This is a genomic window from Streptomyces sp. NPDC050806, assembly GCF_055586425.1.
This window is the reverse complement of the sequence record NZ_JBVJIF010000004.1, coordinates 603148-625088: the sequence shown is the minus strand read 5'-3', so window position 1 is coordinate 625088 and position 21941 is coordinate 603148. Positions and strand designations below refer to the sequence as shown.

The 21941-nt window shown below is 73.0% G+C and carries 19 protein-coding genes; 8 read left to right on the top strand and 11 right to left on the bottom strand.

The annotated features are described in order from the left end of the window. Position 1 precedes the first annotated feature (1 nt). The 4 genes from ACZ6WH_RS15550 to ACZ6WH_RS15535 all read right to left on the bottom strand — a co-directional run bounded on the left by ACZ6WH_RS15550 (position 2) and on the right by ACZ6WH_RS15535 (position 3247). Entirely contained in the window at positions 2 to 898 is an 897-nt protein-coding gene (locus ACZ6WH_RS15550) for an arginase family protein (RefSeq protein WP_469728790.1), read from the bottom strand. A 72-nt stretch (positions 899 to 970) separates the two neighbouring features. Next, positions 971 to 1981 carry a zinc-dependent alcohol dehydrogenase family protein gene (locus ACZ6WH_RS15545; RefSeq protein WP_469728789.1) on the bottom strand — a complete coding sequence of 337 codons (1011 nt, stop codon included), beginning with the start codon at positions 1979 to 1981 and terminating at the stop codon, positions 971 to 973. A 34-nt stretch (positions 1982 to 2015) separates the two neighbouring features. Beyond that, complete coding sequence (locus tag ACZ6WH_RS15540; protein WP_469728787.1) at positions 2016 to 2468, bottom strand: RpiB/LacA/LacB family sugar-phosphate isomerase; 453 nt, start codon at positions 2466 to 2468, stop codon at positions 2016 to 2018. A 20-nt stretch (positions 2469 to 2488) separates the two neighbouring features. Next, the gene (locus ACZ6WH_RS15535) at positions 2489 to 3247 is read right to left on the bottom strand and encodes a triose-phosphate isomerase family protein (protein WP_469728785.1); all 759 of its coding nucleotides are present in this window, start codon (positions 3245 to 3247) and stop codon (positions 2489 to 2491) included. A gap of 207 nt (positions 3248 to 3454) precedes the next feature. On the opposite strand from ACZ6WH_RS15535, the gene ACZ6WH_RS15530 reads away from it, so the two are divergent. Next, a complete protein-coding gene (locus ACZ6WH_RS15530) occupies positions 3455 to 3805 on the top strand; it encodes a DUF1330 domain-containing protein (protein ID WP_469728783.1) in 351 nt (116 codons plus the stop codon). Between the two features lie 22 nt (positions 3806 to 3827). Here the strand turns inward: ACZ6WH_RS15530 and ACZ6WH_RS15525 are convergent, their stop codons facing one another. Both ACZ6WH_RS15525 and ACZ6WH_RS15520 read right to left on the bottom strand, forming a co-directional pair. Then, positions 3828 to 4442, bottom strand: coding sequence for an alpha/beta fold hydrolase (locus ACZ6WH_RS15525; RefSeq protein WP_469728781.1), 615 nt, complete (start codon positions 4440 to 4442; stop codon positions 3828 to 3830). Positions 4443 to 4494: 52 nt separating this feature from the next. After that, complete coding sequence (locus ACZ6WH_RS15520; RefSeq protein ID WP_469728779.1) at positions 4495 to 5556, bottom strand: aminoglycoside phosphotransferase family protein; 1062 nt, start codon at positions 5554 to 5556, stop codon at positions 4495 to 4497. A 107-nt stretch (positions 5557 to 5663) separates the two neighbouring features. Between ACZ6WH_RS15520 and ACZ6WH_RS15515 the strand changes: the two genes are divergently transcribed. From ACZ6WH_RS15515 to ACZ6WH_RS15490, 6 genes are all read left to right on the top strand, one after another. Further along, positions 5664 to 6299 (top strand): TetR/AcrR family transcriptional regulator, encoded by a 636-nt coding sequence (locus ACZ6WH_RS15515; RefSeq protein WP_469728777.1) that lies wholly within the window; start codon positions 5664 to 5666, stop codon positions 6297 to 6299. A gap of 205 nt (positions 6300 to 6504) precedes the next feature. Continuing rightward, on the top strand, positions 6505 to 7725 hold the full coding sequence (locus tag ACZ6WH_RS15510; protein ID WP_469728775.1) for a cytochrome P450: 1221 nt from the start codon (positions 6505 to 6507) through the stop codon (positions 7723 to 7725). A gap of 57 nt (positions 7726 to 7782) precedes the next feature. Then, a complete protein-coding gene (locus tag ACZ6WH_RS15505; protein ID WP_361561376.1) occupies positions 7783 to 7977 on the top strand; it encodes a ferredoxin in 195 nt (64 codons plus the stop codon). Further along, positions 7974 to 9212, top strand: a complete 1239-nt coding sequence (locus tag ACZ6WH_RS15500; protein ID WP_469728773.1) for an NAD(P)/FAD-dependent oxidoreductase — start codon at positions 7974 to 7976, stop codon at positions 9210 to 9212. The genes ACZ6WH_RS15505 and ACZ6WH_RS15500 overlap by 4 nt, the downstream gene beginning before the upstream one ends. 61 nt (positions 9213 to 9273) lie before the next feature. Then, positions 9274 to 11736, top strand: a complete 2463-nt coding sequence (gene uvrA / locus ACZ6WH_RS15495; RefSeq protein WP_469728771.1) for an excinuclease ABC subunit UvrA — start codon at positions 9274 to 9276, stop codon at positions 11734 to 11736. A 76-nt stretch (positions 11737 to 11812) separates the two neighbouring features. Further along, complete coding sequence (locus ACZ6WH_RS15490; protein WP_469728769.1) at positions 11813 to 12028, top strand: EF-hand domain-containing protein; 216 nt, start codon at positions 11813 to 11815, stop codon at positions 12026 to 12028. Positions 12029 to 12138: 110 nt separating this feature from the next. On the opposite strand, the gene ACZ6WH_RS15485 is transcribed toward ACZ6WH_RS15490, so the two are convergent. The 5 genes from ACZ6WH_RS15485 to ACZ6WH_RS15465 all read right to left on the bottom strand — a co-directional run bounded on the left by ACZ6WH_RS15485 (position 12139) and on the right by ACZ6WH_RS15465 (position 18390). Then, entirely contained in the window at positions 12139 to 13590 is a 1452-nt protein-coding gene (locus tag ACZ6WH_RS15485) for an amino acid permease (protein WP_469728767.1), read from the bottom strand. 95 nt (positions 13591 to 13685) lie between these two features. Next, positions 13686 to 13901 (bottom strand): dodecin, encoded by a 216-nt coding sequence (locus tag ACZ6WH_RS15480; protein WP_432860885.1) that lies wholly within the window; start codon positions 13899 to 13901, stop codon positions 13686 to 13688. A gap of 82 nt (positions 13902 to 13983) precedes the next feature. After that, positions 13984 to 14445, bottom strand: coding sequence for a universal stress protein (locus ACZ6WH_RS15475; RefSeq protein ID WP_361561382.1), 462 nt, complete (start codon positions 14443 to 14445; stop codon positions 13984 to 13986). 89 nt (positions 14446 to 14534) lie between these two features. Continuing rightward, positions 14535 to 17396, bottom strand: coding sequence for a peroxidase family protein (locus ACZ6WH_RS15470; RefSeq protein ID WP_469728765.1), 2862 nt, complete (start codon positions 17394 to 17396; stop codon positions 14535 to 14537). A gap of 328 nt (positions 17397 to 17724) precedes the next feature. Further along, positions 17725 to 18390, bottom strand: coding sequence for a PAS domain-containing protein (locus ACZ6WH_RS15465; RefSeq protein WP_469728763.1), 666 nt, complete (start codon positions 18388 to 18390; stop codon positions 17725 to 17727). A gap of 187 nt (positions 18391 to 18577) precedes the next feature. Here ACZ6WH_RS15465 and ACZ6WH_RS15460 point away from each other — a divergent pair, with 187 nt between their 5' ends. After that, positions 18578 to 21772, top strand: coding sequence for a cytochrome P450 (locus ACZ6WH_RS15460; protein WP_469728761.1), 3195 nt, complete (start codon positions 18578 to 18580; stop codon positions 21770 to 21772). The last annotated feature ends 169 nt before the right edge of the window (positions 21773 to 21941 follow it).

The window sequence follows — 21941 nt, the reverse complement described above, 5'->3', positions numbered from 1 at the left end:
GTCAGCGGGGTACGAGAGCCTCTTCGAGGAGACCGGCGAGCAGGGCCGCGCCGGAGCCGTCCGGGTCGAGATCCGGGTCGTAGATGGTGAGGTTGAGGCCGACGCAGCGCTCCGACCGCACGAAGGTGCCCAGGAGGGCGGCGAGTTCGCCGGGCAGCAGGCCGCCGTCGTCGGGGCTGTCGACGGCGGGCATCACGGACGGGTCGAGCACGTCCGCGTCCAGATGCACCCAGAAGCCCTCGGTGACGGGGGCTTCGAGGGTCTGCAGGACCGCGCCCGCGATCTCCTCGGCGCCCCACTCGCGGAGCTCGCCCACCGTCGCGTTCATGATCTTCAGCTCGGCGAGTTCGGCCCGCTCGGTGTCGTAGTCCCGGATGCCGAGCACCCGTACGTCCTCGTCCTTGAGGTAGGGCCGCAGCCCTTCGAGGTCGGTCAGGTCCGGCTGGCCGCGGCCGGTCGCGAGGGCCAGCTCCTCGCCGCCGGCCGCGCCGACGTGGTCGGCGTTGCCCGGGTGCCGGAAGTCCGCCGACCCGTCGAGCACGGCGATGCCGTACCGGCCGATGCGGCGGAGGGCGAGCGAGGCGCCGAGCTGGATGGAGCAGTCGCCGCCCAGCACGACCGGGAAGTCCCCGGCCCGGACGTGGTGTTCGATGCGGTCGGCGAGCCTGCGGGTGTACGCGGCGAGGGCCGCGGCGTTGAACACCCCGTCTCCGGGCCGCCAGCCGCCGCGGTCGTAGCGCGGCGGCACGACGACGCCGCCCTCGTACGCGCCGAGCCGCTGCAGCAGCCGCTGTTCGCGCAGCGCGCCCGCCAGCTTGTAACAGCCGGGCACGGTGCCCTCGGCGGGCGGGCGGAGGCCGAGGTTGGACGGGGCGTCGATGACCACGATGCGGCGCATCCCGTCATCCTGCCTCGTGCGGGACGGTGGGGGCCAGAGCTGCCGCCCCGCACGGTGCTTCGCGGAGGCGCGTCAGGCGGCGGCCTTGTCGGGGACGATCTGCAGCTTGCGGCCCGTGCCGCGCTTGAAGGTCTCCAGTGCCTCGGCGTACTCGTCCAGCGCGAACCGGTGGGTGATCATCGTCTCGGAGTCGATGACGCCCTTGCCCAGCAGCTCCACCGCGCGCCCGTAGCTGTGCAGGATCGCCATCGAACCGACGATGCGGATCTCGTCGTTGTAGATCCGGAACGGCGAGAACTGCGCCATCTCCTGGTCGGGCGCGCAGCCGAACTGCTGGAACGTGCCGCCGCGGATCGGCCGGGTCAGCCCGTCCTCGATCGCCTTGACGTTGCCGGTGCAGTCCGTGACGACCTGCCAGCCCAGCCGGGGGCCCGCCAGGTCGTCGGCGCTGGTGGCCACGTGGTCGGCGCCCAGCTTCTTCGCCACCGTGAGCCGGTCCGCGTTGATGTCCACGACGGACACCGAGCCGGCCCCGGCGCGCTGGGCGACCTGCATGTAGAGCAGGCCCATCGTGCCCGCGCCGTAGATCAGGAAGTGGTCCCCGAGCTTGGGGTCGACGATGTCGAAGCCGCGCACGATCGTCGACAGCGGCTCGATGAGCGGCGCGTGGCGCAGCTCGACGGTCTCGGGGAGCCGGTAGCAGTTCTTCGCGGGGACCTTCACGTACTCGGCGGCCGCGCCGTCCACGGTGATGCCGATCGTGCCCCACTGCTCGCAGAGGTTGCCGCGGCCGATGGCACAGAAGTGGCAGGCGCCGCAGTAGATCGCCGGGTCGGCGGCGATCTTGTCGCCCTCGGCGAAGCCGGTGACGCCCTCGCCCACGGCGACGATCTCGCCGGAGAACTCGTGCCCGGGGATCACGGGGTACTTGGTCGGCCCGAACTCGCCCGCCAGCATGTGCACGTCCGTACCGCACAGCCCGGCGGCGGTGACCTCGACGACGACCTCGCCGCGGCCGGGCGTCGGGTCGGGCACGGTGGTCACGGACAGCTTGTTCGGTTCCTCGATGACTACTGCGCGCATGGTGCTTCCACCTTTCGGGAGGGGGCGGGGCGGCTCAGGCGACCAGGTTGCGGGTCTCGACCTGCTTGATCTTCTCCACCTTGGGCGCCGAGCCGCCGCCGGCGAAGTCCGAGACCAGCCAGTGGTCCAGGCACACCAGCGCGGCGTGCACACCCATGGTGCGGCTGCCGAAGCAGGCGATCTGCGCGTCATTGGACTTGCGGGCCCGCTCGGCGCTGTAGCTGTCCGGGATCTGCGCGGCACGGATGCCGGGCACCTTGTTGGCGGCGATGGCCATGCCGATGCCCGTACCGCAGACCAGGACGGCGCGTTCGTGCTCGCCGCGGGCGACGCTGCGCGCGACCCGCTCGGCTACGTCCGGGTAGTCCTCGTCCGGGGTCGCGCTCAGGTCCGTGACCGGGTAGCCGAGGCCCTTGAGGTGCGCGATGATCGCGTTCTTCATCTCGAAGGCCGCGTCGTCGCAGCCGATGGCGATGCGGTAGGTCATGGTGGTCTCCCTGGGGGTGTTCAGACGGGGACGATCTCGTCGAGGACGCGGCGCAGGCCCTCGGTGTCGTGGGCGAGCCGGCCGAGGAAGAGGCCGTCGACGGGGCCGACGGAGAGCCGTTCGTACGTGCCGGGCCCGGCGGTACCGCCGTAGATCAGCCGGCCGCGCACGTCGTGCTCGTCCAGGCAGGCACGGATCGCGGCGGCCACGGTCAGGACGTGCTCGGCGGGCGCGGGGTCGGCGGCGCCGATCGCCCAGACCGGCTCGTAGGCGATGACGACCTCGCTGCCCGGCACGGCGCCCGCGAGCGCGGCCCGTACCTGCCGGCGCGTCTCCTCGACGGCCGCCGCGAGGTCGGTGCCGTCCCGCTCGCCCGCGCAGACGACGGGGACCAGCCCGGCGGCGGTGGCGACGCGGGTCTTGGCCCGTACGACGTCGTCGGTCTCGCCGAAGTGCGCGCGCCGCTCGGCGTGCCCCACCTCGACGTACGTGGCACCGGCCTCGGTGAGCATCCCCGCGGAGACCTCGCCGGTCCACGGCCCGGACTCCGCCCAGTGCACGTCCTGCGCGCCGAAGGCGACCCCGGTGCCGGCCAGCAGCTCGCGCGCGTCGGCCAGGGCCGGGAAGGAGGGGAGGACGAAGAGGTCGACGGCGCGTGCGCCGAGCCCCGCGGTACCGGCGAGCGCGGCGACGTCCGCGAGCCACTTCCGGGTCTCGGCGAGACCGAAGTAGAGCTTCAGCGAGACACCTACGACGGGGCGGCGGAGGTCAGGAATCACGTCGTTCATGATGCTTAGAACAAAAGCACATGTGAAGTTCTCAAATCAAGACGTGAACTTCACGAGATCGATGTTATTTCTACCGTCGGCCTGCTGCGGGCCATGACCTCAGAGGTCATCGACGCGCTGACCCCGCCCTGCGAATCTTGGGGTCGGCGCGGGCCGCACGGGCGGGCCGGCGCCATCCGACGGGGAGAGGGGACCGGCATGAGCGCGTACGCCGTGGCGCACCTGAAGAACGACAGCCGGCACGAGGACGTGCTGTCCTACATCGAGCGCATCCAGGGGACGTTCGTCCCCTTCGGCGGCCGCTTCCTGGTGCACGGCGTCGAGCCCGAGCTCCGTGAGGGCGTCTGGCCCGGGTACGTGATCCTCGTCGAGTTCCCCGACCTGGAGCGGGCTCGCGAGTGGTATGACTCGCCCGAGTACCAGGAGATCCTGCCGCTGCGCACCCGGCACATCGAAGCGGACGTCGTGCTCGTGCCGGGGGTCCCGGTCGACTACGACGCGACGCGCACGGCGGCAGCCGTCCGGTCCGCGGCGCCGAACGGCGACTGACCGGAGGCGGTTCCGGGGCCCGTCACCCCTGCCACAGGCGGCGGAGTGCGGTGTTCACCCGGCCGGGGCGGTCGCGCTGCGGGGCGTGGCCCGCGTCCTCGACCCGGAGGTGGCGGGCGCCGATCACGTCGGCGACCTGCTCGCCGTATCCGGGCGGCGTCGGGTGCGGACAGCCGCGGTGGGCGTCGTAGGGGCGGCCGGGCGCGCCGTTGACGATCAGCTTGGGCCAGTCGGCGGTGAGCAGCGCGGCGGGCCGGAGGCCGGGGGCGCCGGTGGCGGGCTCCCCGTACGCCGCGAGCCGGCCCGCCGTGGCCCGCAGGGCGCACGGTTCGAGCAGCGTCAGGGAGCGGACGGCCTGCGGCGCGGCCGCCGCGACGTGCAGGGCCACCGTGGCACCGGTGCAGTGGCCGACCAAGTGGGCGCCCTGGTCCAGGAGTTCCGCGACGCCGGAGCGCTCGGCGCCGGTGCCGCCGGCCGCCGGGCCGACCAGCTCCAGCCGGAACAGCTCGGCCAACGTGCGCTGTCCGGCGAAGACTTCGGTGCCCGGGGCCAGCGAGCCGTACACCATGACGACGCGTGGGGCGCCGAGTGTCGCCTCGTCCCAGACCGTTGTCACCATGGGTCGCTCACGCCTCATGCGCCACCACCATAGAGGAGCCGGTGGTCTTGCGGCGCCGTACACGTCAGGGTCACAGCCCGGCGACCTCCGCCAGCACCCGGGCCTCCGCCAACTCCTCGGCGCCGCCTGTCACATCGTCGTGCGCCGCGGCCCACAGGGCGCTCTCCACGGAGCGGGCCACGCCCCAGGCGGCCAGCCGCTCGGCCGGCTCGCCGAGACGGTCGGCCAGCAGGCGCAGCCGGGCGCGCAGCACGTCGGCCGGCGAGTCGTGCGCGAAGGGGTCGTCCAACTGCGTCAGCAAGGGCCAGGGGTCGTACCCCGGATCGCCGGTCATCGGCTTGGGGTCGATGGCGGCCCAGCCGCGAGAATCACCGGTGGCCAGCACGTTGCCCGGGTTGAAGTCGCCGTGCACGACGACCTCGCGGCGGGCCGAGGCGGGCAGCTCCCGCAGCAGCGAAGCGCCGAGCGCCACCAGGCCGGGGTCGTACGGCGGCCGGAGCCGGTCCGCGCGTTCCCGTACCAGGTCGGACCACTCGGCACAGACCGCCGCCACGGTCTCCAGCTCGCCTTCCGGGGGCCGCGGCGCGCGCCACAGGGCCTCCAGTACGTCGGCGGCGCGGCCGAGTCCCTCTTCGGGGGAGAGCGCGGTGTCCGGGGGAGCGGTGTGCCCGCCGGCCTCCGGGACCGCGTCCAGCAGCGTGGTGCCCGGTACGCACTGTTCGAGGAGCAGCGCATGGCGGGCCGGGTCGTGGTCGAGCAGCCGTACCGCGCCGTGGCCGCCCCAGGCGCGCAGCGCGGCGGCCTCGCCCGCCGCCTCCCGGTGCGGCCAGGTCACCTTCAGGACGGCCCGGCCGCCGTCCGGCAGCCGCACCGGTGCCACCCAGGAGCAGCTGCCGCCGTCGAACGGTGCCGACATGCGCAGCCCCCAGCGTTCCGCGGCCTCGCCGACCAGCTGCGGCAGCCGGGCCAGCCAGGCGCGGCCGGACGCGTGCCGCGCCATGGTCCCGGCCACCGGGAGGCCGGGCGGGAAGAGGTCGGGAGGGGGGACGTCCGGTGGGAGGAGGCCGGGCCGCCGGTCGGCGGTGCCGGTGGCGGCGGGGGTGGCGCCGTCGGCGCGTGGGGGCTCGGGCATGGGCGCACGGTAGCGGTTGTCGGCGGCCGCGGGTGGCCGTGCGGCGGGAACAGGGACACGAGTGTGAAACTCTTGAAGCCCGCCAGACGAGAAAGAGGCGCACGGCGATGACGGAGAGCGCGGCCGCACGGCCCAGGAACCCGCGCGGCCAGGGTGACCGGCTGCGCGCTGAGCTGCTGACCGCCACCGAGCGGCTGCTGGAGCAGGTGGGCAGCGAGGACGCGCTGTCGCTCCGCGCCGTGGCCCGTGAGGCGGGTGTCGCGGCCCCCAGCATCTACCGGCACTTCGCCGACAAGACCGAGCTGGTCTGGGCGACGATGCAGGTCAGCTACGAGCGGCTGGTCGAGGACATGGCCGCGGCCGGCGCGCTGGTTCCGGAGGGGGACCCGGTGGCGCGGCTGCGGGCACGCTTGCGTGCGTACTGCCGGTACGCCATCGACCACCCGGCGAAGTACCGGCTGCTCTACGAGACCCGGCAGTCCCCGGTCGGCCCCGAGCGGCTGGCGCAGCACCCGGCGGGCCTCCTGGTGCGCGGCCTGCACGACGCGCTGGGGGCGTGCGAGGAAGCAGGATGGCGGGTCCGCTGCTCGCGGGACGAGGCCCCGTACGTCCTGTGGTCGGCGGTCCACGGCCGGGTCATGCTCTGGCAGGTACTCCCCGCCGCGAAGAACCCCGAACGCCTGCACCGCTTCGTCGACGACATCCTCGACCTGCTGCTGGAGCGCGCGGACTCCGGCGCCTGACAGCCCCCGAATACCTCGTACGTCCCGGTGCGGGGGAGCTGCGACCGCAAGGTTGTATTTGGCAACCACCACCAGCCTACCCGCTGCCCGAAAGGGAGTTGACGGGGGCCCCGGTCCGTTTACCTGGCTTTTACGGATGTAAGTTTACGGGTGTTAGGCGAGCGTCCGATGCGGCGCCACCGTCCGTGTGTCCGCAAGGAGCGACATGACCGTCACTTCCCCCCATGCCCCGCTGCCCGTGGAGCCCCCCACCGGCTGTCCCTTCGACCCGCCCGCCGAGTTCGGCCGGATGCGGATCGAGGAGCCGATCAAGAAGATCTCGCTGCCCGACGGCAGCTGGGCCTGGCTCGTCACCCGGTACGCGGACATCCGCGCGATCCTCGGCGACACCCGGTTCAGCTCCGACACGCTCACCCCGGGCTACCCGCTCAGCGGCATGACCGGCGGCGCGACCACGGAGAACCGCGGCTTCATCCGCATGGACCCGCCGGAGCACACCCGGCTCCGCCGGATGGTCACCCGCGAGTTCATGGTCAAGAAGGTCGAGGCGCTGCGCCCGGAGATCCAGCGGATCACCGACGAGCTGTGCGACGCGATGCAGACCGCCCAGCTGAACGGCGCCGAGTCGGTCGACCTCGTCGAGGCGCTCGCCCTCCCGGTGCCCTCCCTCGTCATCAGCCTGCTGCTCGGCGTCCCCTACGAGGACCACGCGCTCTTCCAGGGCCTCACCGGCAAGCTGCTCTCCCGCACCATCCCCAAGGCGGAGGCCGACGCCGCCCGCGAGGAGCTGCGCGCGTACCTGGACCGCCTGGTCACCGCCAAGGAGGCGAACCCGGGCGACGACATCCTCAGCCGGCTGATCGTCGAGCAGCAGCAGGCCGGGGAGATCAGCCACGACGACGTCATCGGCTTCGCGGCCCTGCTGCTGGTCGCCGGGCACGAGACCACCGCCAACATGATCGGCCTGACCGCGCTGAGCATGATGGGCGAGCCGGGGACCGCGCAGCAGCTGCGCGAGGACCCCTCGCTCATCCGCGGCGCCGTCGAGGAGCTGCTGCGCTTCCACAGCATCATCCGCAACGGCCCGCGCCGCGCCGCCACCGAGGACATCGAGATCGGCGGGCAGCTCATCCGCGCCGGCGAGGGCGTCGTGGTCGCCGTGCCGTCCGCCAACCGCGACGCGGAGACCTTCGAGAACCCCGACACGCTCGACGTCTGCCGCCCCAACTCCCAGCACCACGTCGCGTTCGGCTACGGCATCCACCAGTGCCTCGGCCAGGCCCTGGCCCGCGTCGAGCTCCAGGTCGTCCTCGCGACCCTGCTCCGCCGCTTCCCGACGATGCGGCCCGCCGTGCCCATCGAGACCATCCCGTTCCGCACGGACATGGCGATCTACGGGTGTCACGAACTGCCCGTCACCTGGTAGATCCGTACCGCACCACCCAACGGAATTCCGCAGGAACCCCCACAGGAGCAAGAAGCCATGAACATCACCCTCGACGAAGACAAGTGCTGCGCCGCCGGCCAGTGCGTCCTGGTCGCCCCCGAGGTCTTCGACCAGCGTGACGAGGACGGCGTCGTCGTCCTGCTGGACGCTCAGCCGCCCGCCGAGCAGCACGCCGCGGTCCACGAGGCCGCCGCCATCTGCCCCGCCGCCGCCATCCAGGTCGGCGCATGACCGACGGACGCATCGCCGTCGTCGGCGCCTCGGCGGCCGGCCTCGCCGCCGTCGAGGCCCTGCGCCGGGGCGGCTGGACCGGCACGCTGACCCTGATCGGCGACGAGCCGCACCTGCCCTACGACCGGCCCCCGCTGTCCAAGCAGCTGCTCTCCGGCGACTGGCAGGCCGACCGGCTGGGGCTGCGTACGGAGGTCCAGCTCGACACGCTGGACCTGGACCTCCGGCTCGGCACCCGGGCCACGGCCCTGGACGCCGCGACGCGCACCGTGACCCTCGCCGACGGCGAGCGGCTGGAGTGCGACGGCGTGATCGTCGCCACCGGCGTCCGGGCCCGCACCCTGCCGGGCCTGGCCGACGCGGCCGGCATCCACACGCTGCGCACGCTGGACGACGCCCTCGGGCTGCAGACCTGGCTGTCCGGAGCGCCCCGGCGGCTGGTCGTCGCGGGCAACGGCGTGCTGGGCTGCGAGGCCGCCGCTGTCGCCCGCGAGCTGGGCCACGAGGTCACGCTCGTCGGGCGCGACCCGCTGCCCATGCACCGCCTCGTCGGCGACGGCACGGGCACGCTGCTCGCCGCCGAGCACGAGCGGCACGGCGTACGGATGCTGACCGGTGGTCTGGACGGCGTCGAGACCGCGGACGGGCACGTCACCGGCGTACGGCTGACCGACGGCAGCGCACTGGACGCCGACACCGTCCTGCTCGCCATCGGCTCCGAACCGGCGGTGGACTGGCTGCGGGCCGACGCCGCGCTGGACACCACCGACGGGCTGCGCTGCGACGAGTTCTGCGCCGCGGCACCGGGCGTCTACGCCGCCGGTGACGTGGCCCGCTGGTACCACCCGGGGCACGGCCGCCACCTGCGGATCGAGCACCGGATGAACGCCACCGAGCAGGCCATGGCGGCGGCCCGCAACCTGCTCGCCGAGCTGGGCACCACCGAGGACGGGCGCCGCCCGTTCACGCCGGTCCCGTACTTCTGGTCCGACCAGTACGGGATGAAGCTCCAGGCGTACGGGGTGCTCGCGGGCGCCGACCGGGCCGAGACGGTGCTCCTGGACAAGGAGCAGCGCCAGGTGGCCGCGCTCTACGGCCGGGACGGGCTGGCCACCGGCGTGCTCGCCGCGGGACTGCCGCCCCGGCAGATCCGCGGGCTGCGCGCGGTGATAGCCACCCCCGGGCCGTGGGACGAGGCCCACACGGCCCTGCGCACCGCCCTCGGCGTGGAGTGAGACGGGGGACGCCGGCCGGTGCACCGCAACCCACCGGCCGGCGTCCCCGATCATGGAGGGCATGACCGATTCGTACGTACGGGTGCGCGGCGCCCGTGAGCACAACCTCCGCGCCGTCGACGTGGCCATCCCGCGCGACGCCTTCTGCGTCTTCACCGGCGTCTCGGGCAGCGGCAAGTCCTCGCTCGCCTTCGGCACCCTCTACGCCGAGGCGCAACGCCGGTACTTCGAGTCGGTCGCGCCGTACGCCCGGCGGCTGATCCACCAGGTCGGCGCGCCCCGGGTCGAGGAGATCACCGGCCTGCCGCCGGCCGTCGCCCTGGAGCAGCGCCGCTCCGCCCCCACCTCCCGCTCCTCCGTCGGCACCGTCACCACGCTCTCCAACAGCCTGCGCATGCTGTTCTCGCGCGCCGGCGACTATCCGGCGGACAGCACCGGGCGGCTGGACTCCGACGCCTTCTCGCCCAACACCGCGGCGGGCGCCTGCCCCGAATGCCACGGACTGGGCCGCGTCCACCGGGTCACCGAGGACTCCCTCGTCCCCGACCCCGCGCTCTCCGTCCGGGAGGGCGCCATCGCCGCCTGGCCCGGCGCGTGGCTCGGCAAGAACCTCCGCGACATCGTCGCCACTCTCGGGTACGACATCGACCGGCCCTGGCGCGACCTGCCGCGGCAGGACCGGGACTGGATCCTGTTCACCGAGGAGCGGCCGGTCGTCACCGTGCACCCGGAACGCGAGGCCGGGCGCATCCAGCGGCCGTACAAGGGCCAGTACCAGAGCGCCCGCCACTACGTGCTGCACACGTTCTCCGACTCGCAGAGCGAGACGCAGCGCCGGCGCGTCGAGCGGTTCCTGGTCTCCGAGGACTGCCCGGCGTGCGACGGCCGGCGGCTGCGGCCGGAGGCGCTGGCCGTCACCTTCGCGGGCCACGACATCGCCGCGCTGGCGGGCATGCCGCTCGCGGCGCTGGCCGCGCTGCTGCGGCCGACGGCCGAGGGCACGGACGAGGAGAGCGTGGCGGGCACCCTCGCGCGCGACCTCGTCGCCCGTATCGAGGTACTCACCGAACTCGGCCTCGGCTACCTCGGCATGGACCGCCCCTCGCCCACCCTCTCGGCCGGCGAACTCCAGCGGCTGCGGCTGGCCACCCAGCTCCGCTCCGGCCTCTTCGGCGTGGTCTACGTCCTGGACGAGCCCTCCGCCGGGCTGCATCCGGCCGACACCGAGGCGCTGCTCACCGTCCTGCACCGGCTGAAGGACGCGGGCAACTCCCTCTTCGTCGTCGAGCACGACATGGACGTCGTCCGCCGGGCCGACTGGCTCGTGGACGTCGGCCCGCGCGCCGGCGAGCACGGCGGACGGGTGCTGCACAGCGGCCCGGTCGACGGCCTGGCGAAGGTGGACGACTCCCTCACCCGCCGCTTCCTCTTCGACGGGCCGGACGGTGCCGGGGCGCGCGAACCGCGGAAGCCCTCCGGTACGGTCCGGCTGTCCGGGATCACGCTCCACAACCTGCGGGCCCTGGAAGCGGAGTTCCCCCTCGGGGTCTTCACGGCCGTCACCGGCGTCTCGGGGTCCGGCAAGTCCACCCTCGTCACCCGGGTGCTCGCGGACGCGGTACGGGAGCGGCTGGGCGGGGACGCGGCGGGGGACCGGCCGGACGCGGGCGCCGAGGAGGGCGGCGACGAGACGCGGACCGTGGCCGAACTGGCCGCCGCCGAGGGCCTGGACGCCGTCGACCGGCTGGTACGCGTCGACCAGAAGCCCATCGGCCGCACCCCGCGCTCCAACCTGGCCACGTACACCGGTCTGTTCGACGCCGTACGGAAGGTCTTCGCGGCCACCGACGAGGCGCGGGCGCGCGGGTACAAGGCGGGCCGCTTCTCCTTCAACGTGGCCGCCGGACGGTGCGAGACCTGTCAGGGCGAGGGGTTCGTCGCCGTCGAACTCCTCTTCCTGCCGGGTACGTACGCGCCGTGCACGGCCTGCCACGGCGCCCGCTACAACCCCGAGACGCTGGAGATCACCTACCGGGGCCGGAACATCGCCCAGGTGCTGGAGATGACCGTGGACGCCGCGGCGGACTTCCTCGCCGAGGTGCCCGCAGCGGCCCGCAGCCTGCGCACGCTCCAGGACGTCGGCCTGGGCTATCTGCGGCTCGGCCAGCCCGCGACCGAGCTGTCCGGCGGCGAGGCGCAGCGCATCAAGCTCGCCGCGGAGCTGCAGCGCACGCGTCGCGGGCACACGCTCTACCTGCTGGACGAGCCCACCACGGGGCTGCATCCGGCCGACACCGAGGTGCTGCTGCGCCAGTTGCACGGGCTGGTGGACGCCGGCAACACGGTGGTCGTCGTGGAACACGACATGGGCGTGGTCGCGGGGGCCGACCACGTCATCGACCTCGGCCCCGGCGGTGGCGCCGACGGCGGGCGGGTCGTGGCTGCCGGTACGCCGGCCGAGGTCGCGGCGGCGGAGGGCAGCCGTACGGCGCCTTACCTCGCCCGGGCGCTCGGCCGCGTATGACGGTCGGTTAATGTACCCGGGTCGGCCGGGGCTCCCGGACGGCACGACGACAGCACCGCACGAAGGGGGCGCACCCGTGGCAGACATCGAGCAGGCCAAGGCGACGTTCGCACGTTTCGACCAGAACGGCGACGGAATGGTCACGGCCGAGGAGTTCAAGCACGCGATGGCCGAGATGGGTGACCCCTACGTCACCGGCCCGGTCGCCGAGGCCGTCATCAAGGCCCGCGACACCGACGACGACGGCCTGATGTCCTTCGACGAGTTCTGGACCGCCCTCCAGAAGGCCTGACCCCTCCAGCGTCCGAAGGGCCGCTGCCCCCTGTACGCGTACGCCCGCCGGAGTCGTCTCCGGCGGGCGTACGCGTTGCGTCTTCCGGTGTCCGGCAGGGGAGAGCGGGCTCAGAGCCGCCCTTCGCGGTCCTCCAGGTCGCTGATCTCCCGGTTCGCCTTGGCCAGCTCCGAGCGGCGGTAGGAGTAGGCGAAGTAGATGATCAGGCCGATGATGAACCAGCCGGCGAAGCGCAGCCAGGTCTGCCATTCCAGGAAGGTGATCAGCCAGATGGAGAAGACGACTCCTATGGCCGGAACGAGCGGGACGGCCGGGCACCGGAAGGAGCGGGGGAGTTCGGGGCGCTTGTAGCGGAGCACGATGACGGCGATGCAGACGACGACGAAGGCCAGCAGGATGCCGATGTTGGTCAGTTCGGCCGCCTCGCGGATCGGCAGGAACCCCGCGATCAGTGCCGACGCCGCGCCCACGATCCAGGTGACGCGGGTGGGGACGTGGCGGGTGGGGTGGGTCTTGGCGAACCACTTGGGGAGGAGGCCGTCGCGGCTCATGGAGAACCAGACGCGGGTCACGCCGAGCATGAACGTGAACATGACGGTGAGGATGCCGATGATCGCGCCGACCGCGATCACGTCCGCCAGGCTGCTCAGGCCGACCGACTTGAACGCGGTCGAGAAGCCGCTCTCCGGGTCGATCTTCGTGTAGTTCTGCATGCCGGTCAGCACCAGGCAGGCGAGGACGTACAGCACCATTGAGATCAGCAGCGAGTACAGGATCGCCTTGGGCATGTGGCGCTGGGCGTCCTTGGACTCCTCCGCCGCCGTCGACATGGCGTCGTAGCCGAAGACGGCGAAGAAGACCGTGGCCGCGCCGGCGAACGCACCGCTGAGGCCGTGCGGGAAGAACGGCGTGTAGTTCCCGGTCTTGATGTGGAAGAAGCCGACGCCGATGACGACCAGGACGACGAGGACCTTCAGCCCGACGACGATCGTCTCGAAGCGCGCGGCGTTCTTGATGCCGAGGGTGAGGAGGTACGCGATCAGGAGGCAGAGGATCGCGGCGAAGAGGTCGACCCGGTGCCCCTCCCCGGAGCCCGGCGCGCCGAGCATCCAGGCGGGCAGCTCCACCCCCAGCTCACCCAGCAGGAAGCTGAAGTAGCCGGAGATGCCGATCGCCACCACGGCGACGATCGCGGTGTACTCCAGCAGCAGGTCCCAGCCGATGAACCAGCCCGCCAGCTCGCCGAGGACCGCGTACCCGTAGGTGTAGGCGGAGCCCGCCTTCGGGATCATCCCGGCGAACTCCGCGTAGGAGAACGCGGCCGCCGCGCTCGCGATGCCCGCGATGAGGAACGAGACCAGGACGGCGGGCCCGGCCTTCTCGTTCGCGACGGTGCCGGCCAGCGTGAAGATGCCGGCGCCGATGATGCCGCCGACGCCGATGGCCGTCAGTTGCCAGAGACCGAGGGAGCGGGTGAGCTGTTCGCCTTTGCCGCCCTCGGTCTCCTGGATCATTTCGATCGGTTTGCGGCGTAGTACGCCCTGTCCCGCACGCAGGCCCATGCGATGTCCTCTCGTCGGTCCGACGGCGGATCATCATTGTCCTTATCGCGGGCTTACGGAAGGCGACTCCCCACACCGGGAGCGGGAACGTCGAATCAGTCCGAGTCCTCCAGGCGGAAGCCGAGCTTCAGGCCGACCTGGTAGTGCTCGATCTCGCCGTCGACGATGTGGCCGCGTACCTGCGTGACCTCGAACCAGTCCAGGTTGCGCAGCGTCCGGGACGCGCGCCGTACGCCGTTGCGGATGGCAGTGTCCACGTTCTCGTGGGACGTTCCCACGATCTCTGTCACACGGTAGGTCCGGTCGGTCACGGCAGACTCCCTCGTCGGCGTGTCGGGCTTTTCCTCCTACGGTGCACCCGCCCGCCGCGGTCCGCCTCCCGAGCGGGGGGTGCTACGGGACGACCGTGACCGGCCAGCGGCCCGCCTTCACCAGACGTACCGCGACCGAGCCCATGATGCGGTGACCCGCGGATTCCGACGCGCCGACCACCACCGCGTCGGCCTTCAGATCGTCAGCCATCCGGAGCATCGCGCCGTACGGGTCGCCGCGCACGACGTGGAACTCCCAGCGGAGGTCGTAGATGCCCTGGAGGCGCTCGGTGGAGGCGCGGATCTCGGCCATCAGCTCTTCGGCTATCTCGTCCGTCGTGGGTGCCACCGGGGCGCCGAGCGCGGCGCCGGCCGCCAGCACCGGCTGGACGTACACCAGGACCAGCTTCGAGCTCTGCCGGCGGGCCAGCCCGGCCGCGTACGAGGCGGCTCGCCACGACGACTGCGAGCCGTCGATGCCGACGACGATGACCTTGGGGCCGTCCGTGCCGCGCTCGAAGGGCGCGGGCGTCTTCTCCTCCACAGGGAGGAGGTTAACGCCCGCGCCCCGGAGCGATCCCGCGGGGCTTCACAAGATCGCTCACCCCGCGTACGCGGCCCGGCGGCGGTCCCTCACGACCCCGCGCCGTTGCCGCGCACCGGTAGCACCGGCCGCCAGGGCGCGAACGCACTGGCGTCGCGGGGCAGCATCGCCGCGAGCTCCGGGCAGTGCCGCAGGATGACGGAGTTCATCCCGCCGCGCGCCACCCAGTCCATGCCCAGCGGCGTGTAGATCTCCGGCCGGAAGTCCACGGTCAGGAACCGGTCGGACTGGATGCGCCGGCTCGCCATCAGGATGAAGACGCGGAAGGCGGTGTCGCTGAATCCGAAGCCCTCCGGCGGGTTCTCCGCGAACAGTCCGACCACGGTGTCGACCTCGTCGACGTTCCGGTACACGTCCTTCAGCAGCGCGGCCGTGTCCGGATCGGCGGAGATCTCGTCGAACCGGGTGACCCGCGGCTTGTGCAGCCCGGCCCGGAAGTCGTTGTACCGCGGCACCCCGCGCCGCCGCGTCCGGACGATGTCGGCGACGGACAGGTCGAGGATCTCGCCGTCCCGCTCGAAGTGGGTCAGCGCGCGCGGGTAGTTGTGCAGGGTGATCGCGCCCGGGTGCGCGATGCCGAGGGAGTACAGCGAGTCCGTCAGGCCCGTCTTGCGGGCCAGCGACTCGGCCGCGCCGCCCTGCAGGTCGTTGAAGGTCAGCGCCTCCAGACGCTGCCCGAAGTGGTGCTCGCGCAGCTCGTAGTCGTCCGGGAGCAGCGGGTGCATCCGGTAGACGGTGACGAAGTCCTCGGTCAGCGAGTACGGCACGTCGTGGTGGTCGGGGAGGGTCTTCGGAATGCCGGTCAGCGAGTGCGACTCGACCAGCCACAGCCCCAGCTTGTGCAGCCAGTTGTCCGGCGGGCCGTCCCAGTTGGTGCGCAGCGCGATGTCGATGGACTTCGTGGCCAGGATGGCGGGGGTCCACTCCACCGTGTGGATCTTCGCGATCAGCGCGGAGACGACGAGCCGGGCGGTCTGGTAGACCTGCTCGGCGGTCATCTTCGGGTACTCCTTGTGCAGCGCGTCGCAGACCGCGTTGTGCTCGCGCGCGAAGAGCGTGTGCATGACCGACAGGCCCAGCCACCAGTTGTCGGCGAAGCCGGTCAGCGGGATGCCGTTGCTCCCCATCGGCAGATGGCCGTCCTCCAGGCGCAGCTTCGCGCCGTCCGGCTCGCGCAGGCCGCGCGCGGTGCGCTCGTCGCTGCCGTAGACCTCGGAGCCGTCCCACCACGGCGAGGTGGTGTTGGCGAAGAGGATCGGCGGCTTGCCGGGGCGCTCCAGCCCCTTGTTCTCGGCGATCCGCATGACGTTCTCGGCCGGGCCGCCGGGGGTGTTGTACCAGCTGCTGCCGGGCGGCAGCGGCACCTCCACCGAGCGCTCGGCGAGCGCGTAGCGCCGGTGGTCCACCCAGTCGTGCACCTGGAACTGGATCCAGGCAGCGGCCAGGATGTTCAGCGAGGAGGCGGGCTGGAACGAGCGGCGGTGCAGCAGCTCGCGGGCGACCGTGACGGGGTTCGGGGAGTCGAAGAGGTCGGGGCGGTACACCGGCTTGAGGTTGCGGCCGAAGGTCGAGCCCACCGCGCCCATCCGGGGCGCCGACAGGTCGGTGTGCGAGCCGTCGTACGAGCGGGCCGTGCGGGCGCGCTCGTCCACCGTCTCCGGTACCGGAACCGCCTTGGGCGGCGCCTCGGGGATCTCGGTGTCGATGAGGTTGCGGCGGCGCAGCACCTGGCGCAGCGCGACCAGGTTGAGCAGGCCGGCGTTCAGGGGCAGCCGGTGCCAGGGCACGTAGCGGTTGAGGGCGGTGAAAACGGCCCGCAGGGGCCGGCCGAGCAGGCTGTTGCGCAGCGGTTCGCCGGCCGGGAAGCGGGTGCCGAGCCGGTGTGCCGCACTTGCCCGGTACGCGGCCTTCCTGGCCCGGTTGAGGTTGCCCAGCGGGCGGAAGTCCTCCGTGGTGTGCCACGGGTTGAACGCCAGCTGCTCGATGCGGCGGGCTGCGGAGGCCGCCTCGGCCGTGGTGATGTCCTGGCGCGGGACGGTGAGCCGGGCCAACGGGACGACGGGCGCGTCCGACTCCCGCCAGTCCGTGGCGCCGTCCTCGACGGGGGTGCGCTTCTCGTCCACGAACCGCTGTACGCACAGGTCGAATTCGACGTCGGCGGCGGCCAGCCGCTCGGCCAGCTCGTGCCGCAGATGGTCGGGGTCGTGCCGGTCCGGGCGGGGCGCGGGCGCGCCGCCGGGCGCGGGCCGCAGCTGGTAGCGCACCGGCCCGGCGTCGCCCCACAGGCACGATCCGCGGCTCCAGTACGTCTCACGGGCCAGCGAGCCGACCGTGTGGCGCGCTGCGGCCTGCACGTTGCGGCGCATCCGGCTGGCGGTGGCCCAGCCGACCGCCAGCGGGAGCTTCACCAGCAGCCCGAACGCCTTCTGCAGTGGTGTCCTGGCACCGGCCATGGCCTTGGCGAAGGCGACGAACTCGCGGGCGTCGCGGGCATGGCTCACCGGGAAGTTGGTGCCCAGCAGGTCGTGGGTCTCCTCCGGCGACACCTCCACCCGTACGGCGATGCCGCGCAGATCGGGCGAGACATCGGACTGCGGTATGCCGCTGGCGTTGGAAAGCCGTACGAGCGCGGGATATTCGGCTCCGGGCTGGGCGAATCCCTGGGCCAGCGCGGGTGGCAGGTCGTCGTTGAACCGCAGCCGGGCGTTCTCCACGCCGAGCACGCCCTTGGCATGGAACGCGCGCCGGACGCCGTGCGTCCCGCCGCTGCCCTTGTTGCGCAGCTGCACGCGCATCAGGTCGCGCGCCAGCTTCTCGAAGACCAGTCGCTCCGCTTCGGGACTGCCGCCTTCGTACGTCTCGTACTGCACGTAACTCACGGTGTCGGCCATGGGTCCGCACCCTCCGTACGGGAAGAAGGGCGCCCGACGCTACTCGCCCCCGCGCGGCCGGGCAGGGTCCGATTCGGGCCGATTCCGCCGGGCTCGCGGCGGCCCGCGACACGGCTGGTTACGCCGTGCGACGCCGCCTGCCGGGCCGCCGCTGGACAGCGGGGTGCGGTGCGCGGGGTGCCCGGGCCGGCTCGGCGGGAGGGCCGATCCTGGGGTGGACGCGGCGGCCGCGCGCCGGTCCCGGTGGGGTCACCGGTGTCCAGCCCGGTGTCCGGCAACCGTACGGGAGCGGGCTCCGCGGTCGTCGTAGCGGCTCGCCCGACGGCTCTCAGGCGTCCTCGTCCTCGGCCGGTGCCGGGGGCCAGGCGGTGGGGGAGAGGAGGCCGAGGGTGTAGGCGCGGGCGATCAGGGCGGTGCGGTTGGGGACGCGGTAGCGGCGGGTCAGGCGGGTGAGGTGGTAGTTGACGCCGTCGACGGTGAGGCCGAGGTCCTTGCCGATGGCCGCCGTGGTCGCGCCGGCCGCCGCGAGCGCGAGGATGCGGGACTCGACGGGGCTGACCTGCGCGGACGGTGGCGGCGTCGGGCGGGACTCGTGGACACGGAGGATGGCGAGCAGGGCCGGCGGCTCATCGGAGGGGTCGCCGACCGGGTCCAGGGTGAGCATCCCCTCGCGCTCGGGCCCGGCCGAGCCCTCGCGCCAGCGGACCTCGACGGGGTAGCGGGAGCGGCGGCCCATCCGTACGGCCTCCACGAGCCGGCCGACCTGCGAGATCGCCCGGGGGCTGAAGTGGTCCAGGAGGTTGCGGCCGCGCAGCTGGCCGCGGGTGGTGCCCCAGACCGAGGCCATCGCCGGGTTGGCGATCAGCACCTCGCCGTCGGCGCGGCACACCGCCACCGGCAGCGGCATCCGGTCCAGCAGGATGAGGAAGTAGTTGTGCCAGGGCGCGGCCGCCGGTCCCGGCACCCCCGGGTGCGCGAAGAGGTCGTCACTCATCGGCCGGCTGCACCCGTTCCTCTCGTCCCATGCGTCCATCGCACCCGCTCCGCTCCGCGGCCGGCCGGGCCGCCGCACCGCAATGATCATCTTCGCCCGGGCCGCAAGCCCCCTGGCGAAGAAAACACTGCACAATCATGCAGTTACCGCGGGGAGCGCGGCACACCGGGCCGGTCACTGTGGAGTCATGAGCGACACGCAGCTGCAGAGCGCCGACACCGTCACCCTCGGCGACGACGGCATCCCCGTGGTGGACATCACGGCCGCCGGTCTCTCCCGTACCCCCCTCCAGCGGGCCATGGGCCTGGCCCGCGACCACGGACCGGTCTTCCGGCGCCGGCTGCACGGCCGGGACGCCACCTTCGTCACCTCCGTCGACCTGGTGACGGAGCTGGCCGACGAGACGCGCTTCGAGAAGGCCATCGGGCCGGCGCTGGAGAACGTACGGGAGTTCGCCGCCGACGGCCTCTTCACCGCCTACAACGACGAGCCCAACTGGGCCAAGGCACACGACATCCTGATGCCCGCCTTCGCGCTGGGCTCGATGCGCACCTACCACCCGGCGATGCTCGCGGTCGCCCGCCGGCTGATGGCGAGCTGGGACCGGCGGATCGCCGACGGCGCGCCGGTGGACGTGCCGGACGACATGACCCGGATGACGCTGGACACCATCGGACTCGCCGGATTCGGCTTCGACTTCGAGTCCTTCGGGCGGGAGCAGCCGCACCCCTTCGTGGACGCGATGGTGCGCTGCCTCGAATGGAGCATGACCCGGCTGGCACGCAAGCCGGGCGTGGACTACTCCGAGAAGGACGAGGCGTTCCGCGCCGACGCCGACTACCTCGCGTCCGTCGTGGACGAGGTGATCAGCGCGCGCACCGCCTCCGGGGATACTTCCCCTGGCTCCGCCGGGGAGGCCCCTACCGCCGACGACCTGCTGGGCCTCATGCTCGGCGCGCCGCACCCGGAGGACGGCACGACGCTGGACCCGGCGAACATCCGCAACCAGGTCATCACCTTCCTGATCGCCGGCCACGAGACCACCTCCGGCGCGCTCTCCTTCGCGCTGTACCACCTGCTCAAGGACCCCGTCGCGCTGCGGCTGGCGCGCCGCGAGGCCGACGAACTGTTCGGTGACGCGGCGGACCCGGACCCGTCCTTCGAGGACATCGGCAAGCTGGCCTTCACCCGCCAGGTGCTCAACGAGGCGCTGCGGCTGTGGCCCACCGCGGCGGCGTTCAGCCGGCGCGCGAAGGCGGACACCGTGCTCGGCGGCCGGTACGCCGTCAAGGCGGGGGAGATCTTCACGGTCCTCACCCCGATGCTCCACCGCGACCCGGTGTGGGGCGACAACCCCGAGCTGTTCGACCCGGCGCGGTTCTCGCCGGAGGCGGAGGCGGCCCGCTCCCCGCACGCGTACAAGCCCTTCGGGACCGGCGAACGTGCCTGCATCGGGCGGCAGTTCGCGCTGCACGAGGCGACCATGCTGCTGGCCCTCCTGGTGCACCGGTACCGCTTCGACGACCACGGCGACTACGCGCTGAGCATCAAGGAGACGCTGACGCTGAAGCCGGACGGCTTCACGGTCCGGCTCGCCGAGCGCTCCGCCGCCCACCGCGCGGCCGACCGCGCGGCGCTCGCCGTGCTCCCCGGCACCGGCGCCGCGGACGAGGGCCCTGTCGCCGACGACGGGCTGCCCACCCGCGTCCACCAGGACACCGGTCTGCTGCTCCTGCACGGCACCAACTACGGCACCTGCAAGGACTTCGCCGAGCGGCTGGCCGACGAGGGCGCGTCCCTGGGCTGCGCCACGGAGATCGCGCCGCTGGACACGTACGCCGGCGGACTGCCCGCCGACCGTCCCGTGGTCGTCGTGGCGGCGTCCTACAACGGCCGCCCGACCGATGACGCGGCCGCCTTCGTGGCGTGGCTGGAGGACGCGCACGAGGGGGCGGCGGACGGCGTTCCGTACGCGGTCCTCGGCGTCGGTGACCGCAACTGGGCCGCCACCTACCAGCGCGTGCCCACCCTCCTGGACGACCGGCTGGACGCACTCGGCGGCGACCGGCTGCTGCCGCGTGCCGAGGCCGACGCCTCCGGCGACATGGCCGGCACGGTCAAGGACTTCACCACCGCGCTCCGCACCGAACTGCTCACCCGGTACGGCGACCCGGCGAGCATCGGCACCGCCGCGGCGCCCGAAGAGGCCGCGTGCACCGTCACCGAGATCACCGGCGGCCCGCTGGACGCGCTCGCCGCCCGGCACGGCCTCACCGCCATGACCGTCACCGAGGCGTACGACCTGACCGCCGAGGGCTACCCGCGCAAGAAGCGCTTCCTGCGGCTCGCCCTCCCCGAGGGCGTCACCTACCGCACCGCCGACCACCTGAGCGTGCTGCCCGCCAACGCGCCGGAGCGGGTCACCCGCGCCGCGCAGGCACTCGGCGTGGACCCCGCGGCGGTAATCAGCATCCGGCAGCCGGGCGCGGGACGGAACGCGCTGCCCGTCGACCGCCCGCTGTCGGTGCACGAACTCCTCACCTACCACCTGGAGTTGAATGCCCGCCCCACGGCCGAGCAACGCGCGCTGCTCGCCGCGCACAACCCCTGCCCGCCCGAGCGCGCGGCCCTCGAAGCGCCCGGCGACGACGACACCCGTACGACGCTGGAGCTGATCGAGGCGTACCCGGCGCTGCGCGGCGCGCTCCCGTGGCCGGTCGTGCTTGACCTGCTGCCGCCCATGCGGACCCGGCACTACTCCGTCTCGTCCTCCCCGGCGCAGGACGGCCGCCACGCCGACCTGATGGTCTCGCTGCTGCCCGGCGGCACCGGTTCGAGCCATCTGCACACCCTGAAGGCGGGGGACACGGTGCTCGCCCGCGTGCAGCCGTGCCGGGACGCCTTCCGCATCGATCCGGCCGATCCCACCCCGGTGATCATGGTGGCGGCCGGCACCGGCCTGGCGCCCTTCCGCGGCGCCGTCGCCGACCGCACGGCGGCCGCCGGACCGCTCGCGCCGGCGCTGCTGTTCTTCGGCTGCGACGCGCCCGACGCGGACTTCCTGCACGCCGAGGAGCTGCGCGCCGCGGAGACGGCCGGCGCCGTCGGGGTGCGCCCCGCCTTCAGCGAACGGCCCGAGGAAGGCCGCCGGTTCGTCCAGCACCGCATCGCCGCCGACGGTGAAGAGGTCTGGCGGCTGCTGGAGTCGGGCGCCCGGGTGTACGTCTGCGGCGACGGCAGCCGTATGGCACCGGGCGTACGCACCGCCTTCCGGGAGCTGTACGTGCGGTTCGGGGGCGGCACCGCCGAGGAGGCCGAGGCCTGGCTCACCGGGCTGACCACCGAGGGCCGCTACATCGAGGACGTGTACGCGGCGGGTTGATCCCCGGGGGCGCGCGGGGGCTGACGGAGGCGGCGGGGACCGCCACGCGTACGACGAGAAGTGCGCAGACATGCCCGTTCCCGCTCTGGCCCCGGCGCGCCCGGCGCGCCAAGGTGGACCCGTGCGACGGGTGCGGCTCCCTCGGACACAGGCGCCGAAGGGGCCGCAC

Excerpts from the sequence above, each read along its gene's own strand:
- ACZ6WH_RS15550 (WP_469728790.1), bottom strand. The coding sequence starts at position 898 with ATGCGCCGCATCGTGGTCATCGACGCCCCGTCCAACCTCGGCCTCCGC.
- ACZ6WH_RS15545 (WP_469728789.1), bottom strand. The coding sequence starts at position 1,981 with ATGCGCGCAGTAGTCATCGAGGAACCGAACAAGCTGTCCGTGACCACC.
- ACZ6WH_RS15540 (WP_469728787.1), bottom strand. The coding sequence starts at position 2,468 with ATGACCTACCGCATCGCCATCGGCTGCGACGACGCGGCCTTCGAGATG.
- ACZ6WH_RS15530 (WP_469728783.1), top strand. The coding sequence starts at position 3,455 with ATGAGCGCGTACGCCGTGGCGCACCTGAAGAACGACAGCCGGCACGAG.
- ACZ6WH_RS15525 (WP_469728781.1), bottom strand. The coding sequence starts at position 4,442 with ATGAGGCGTGAGCGACCCATGGTGACAACGGTCTGGGACGAGGCGACA.
- ACZ6WH_RS15520 (WP_469728779.1), bottom strand. The coding sequence starts at position 5,556 with ATGCCCGAGCCCCCACGCGCCGACGGCGCCACCCCCGCCGCCACCGGC.
- ACZ6WH_RS15515 (WP_469728777.1), top strand. The coding sequence starts at position 5,664 with ATGACGGAGAGCGCGGCCGCACGGCCCAGGAACCCGCGCGGCCAGGGT.
- ACZ6WH_RS15510 (WP_469728775.1), top strand. The coding sequence starts at position 6,505 with ATGACCGTCACTTCCCCCCATGCCCCGCTGCCCGTGGAGCCCCCCACC.
- ACZ6WH_RS15505 (WP_361561376.1), top strand. The coding sequence starts at position 7,783 with ATGAACATCACCCTCGACGAAGACAAGTGCTGCGCCGCCGGCCAGTGC.
- ACZ6WH_RS15500 (WP_469728773.1), top strand. The coding sequence starts at position 7,974 with ATGACCGACGGACGCATCGCCGTCGTCGGCGCCTCGGCGGCCGGCCTC.
- uvrA (WP_469728771.1), top strand. The coding sequence starts at position 9,274 with ATGACCGATTCGTACGTACGGGTGCGCGGCGCCCGTGAGCACAACCTC.
- ACZ6WH_RS15485 (WP_469728767.1), bottom strand. The coding sequence starts at position 13,590 with ATGGGCCTGCGTGCGGGACAGGGCGTACTACGCCGCAAACCGATCGAA.
- ACZ6WH_RS15470 (WP_469728765.1), bottom strand. The coding sequence starts at position 17,396 with ATGGCCGACACCGTGAGTTACGTGCAGTACGAGACGTACGAAGGCGGC.
- ACZ6WH_RS15465 (WP_469728763.1), bottom strand. The coding sequence starts at position 18,390 with ATGAGTGACGACCTCTTCGCGCACCCGGGGGTGCCGGGACCGGCGGCC.
- ACZ6WH_RS15460 (WP_469728761.1), top strand. The coding sequence starts at position 18,578 with ATGAGCGACACGCAGCTGCAGAGCGCCGACACCGTCACCCTCGGCGAC.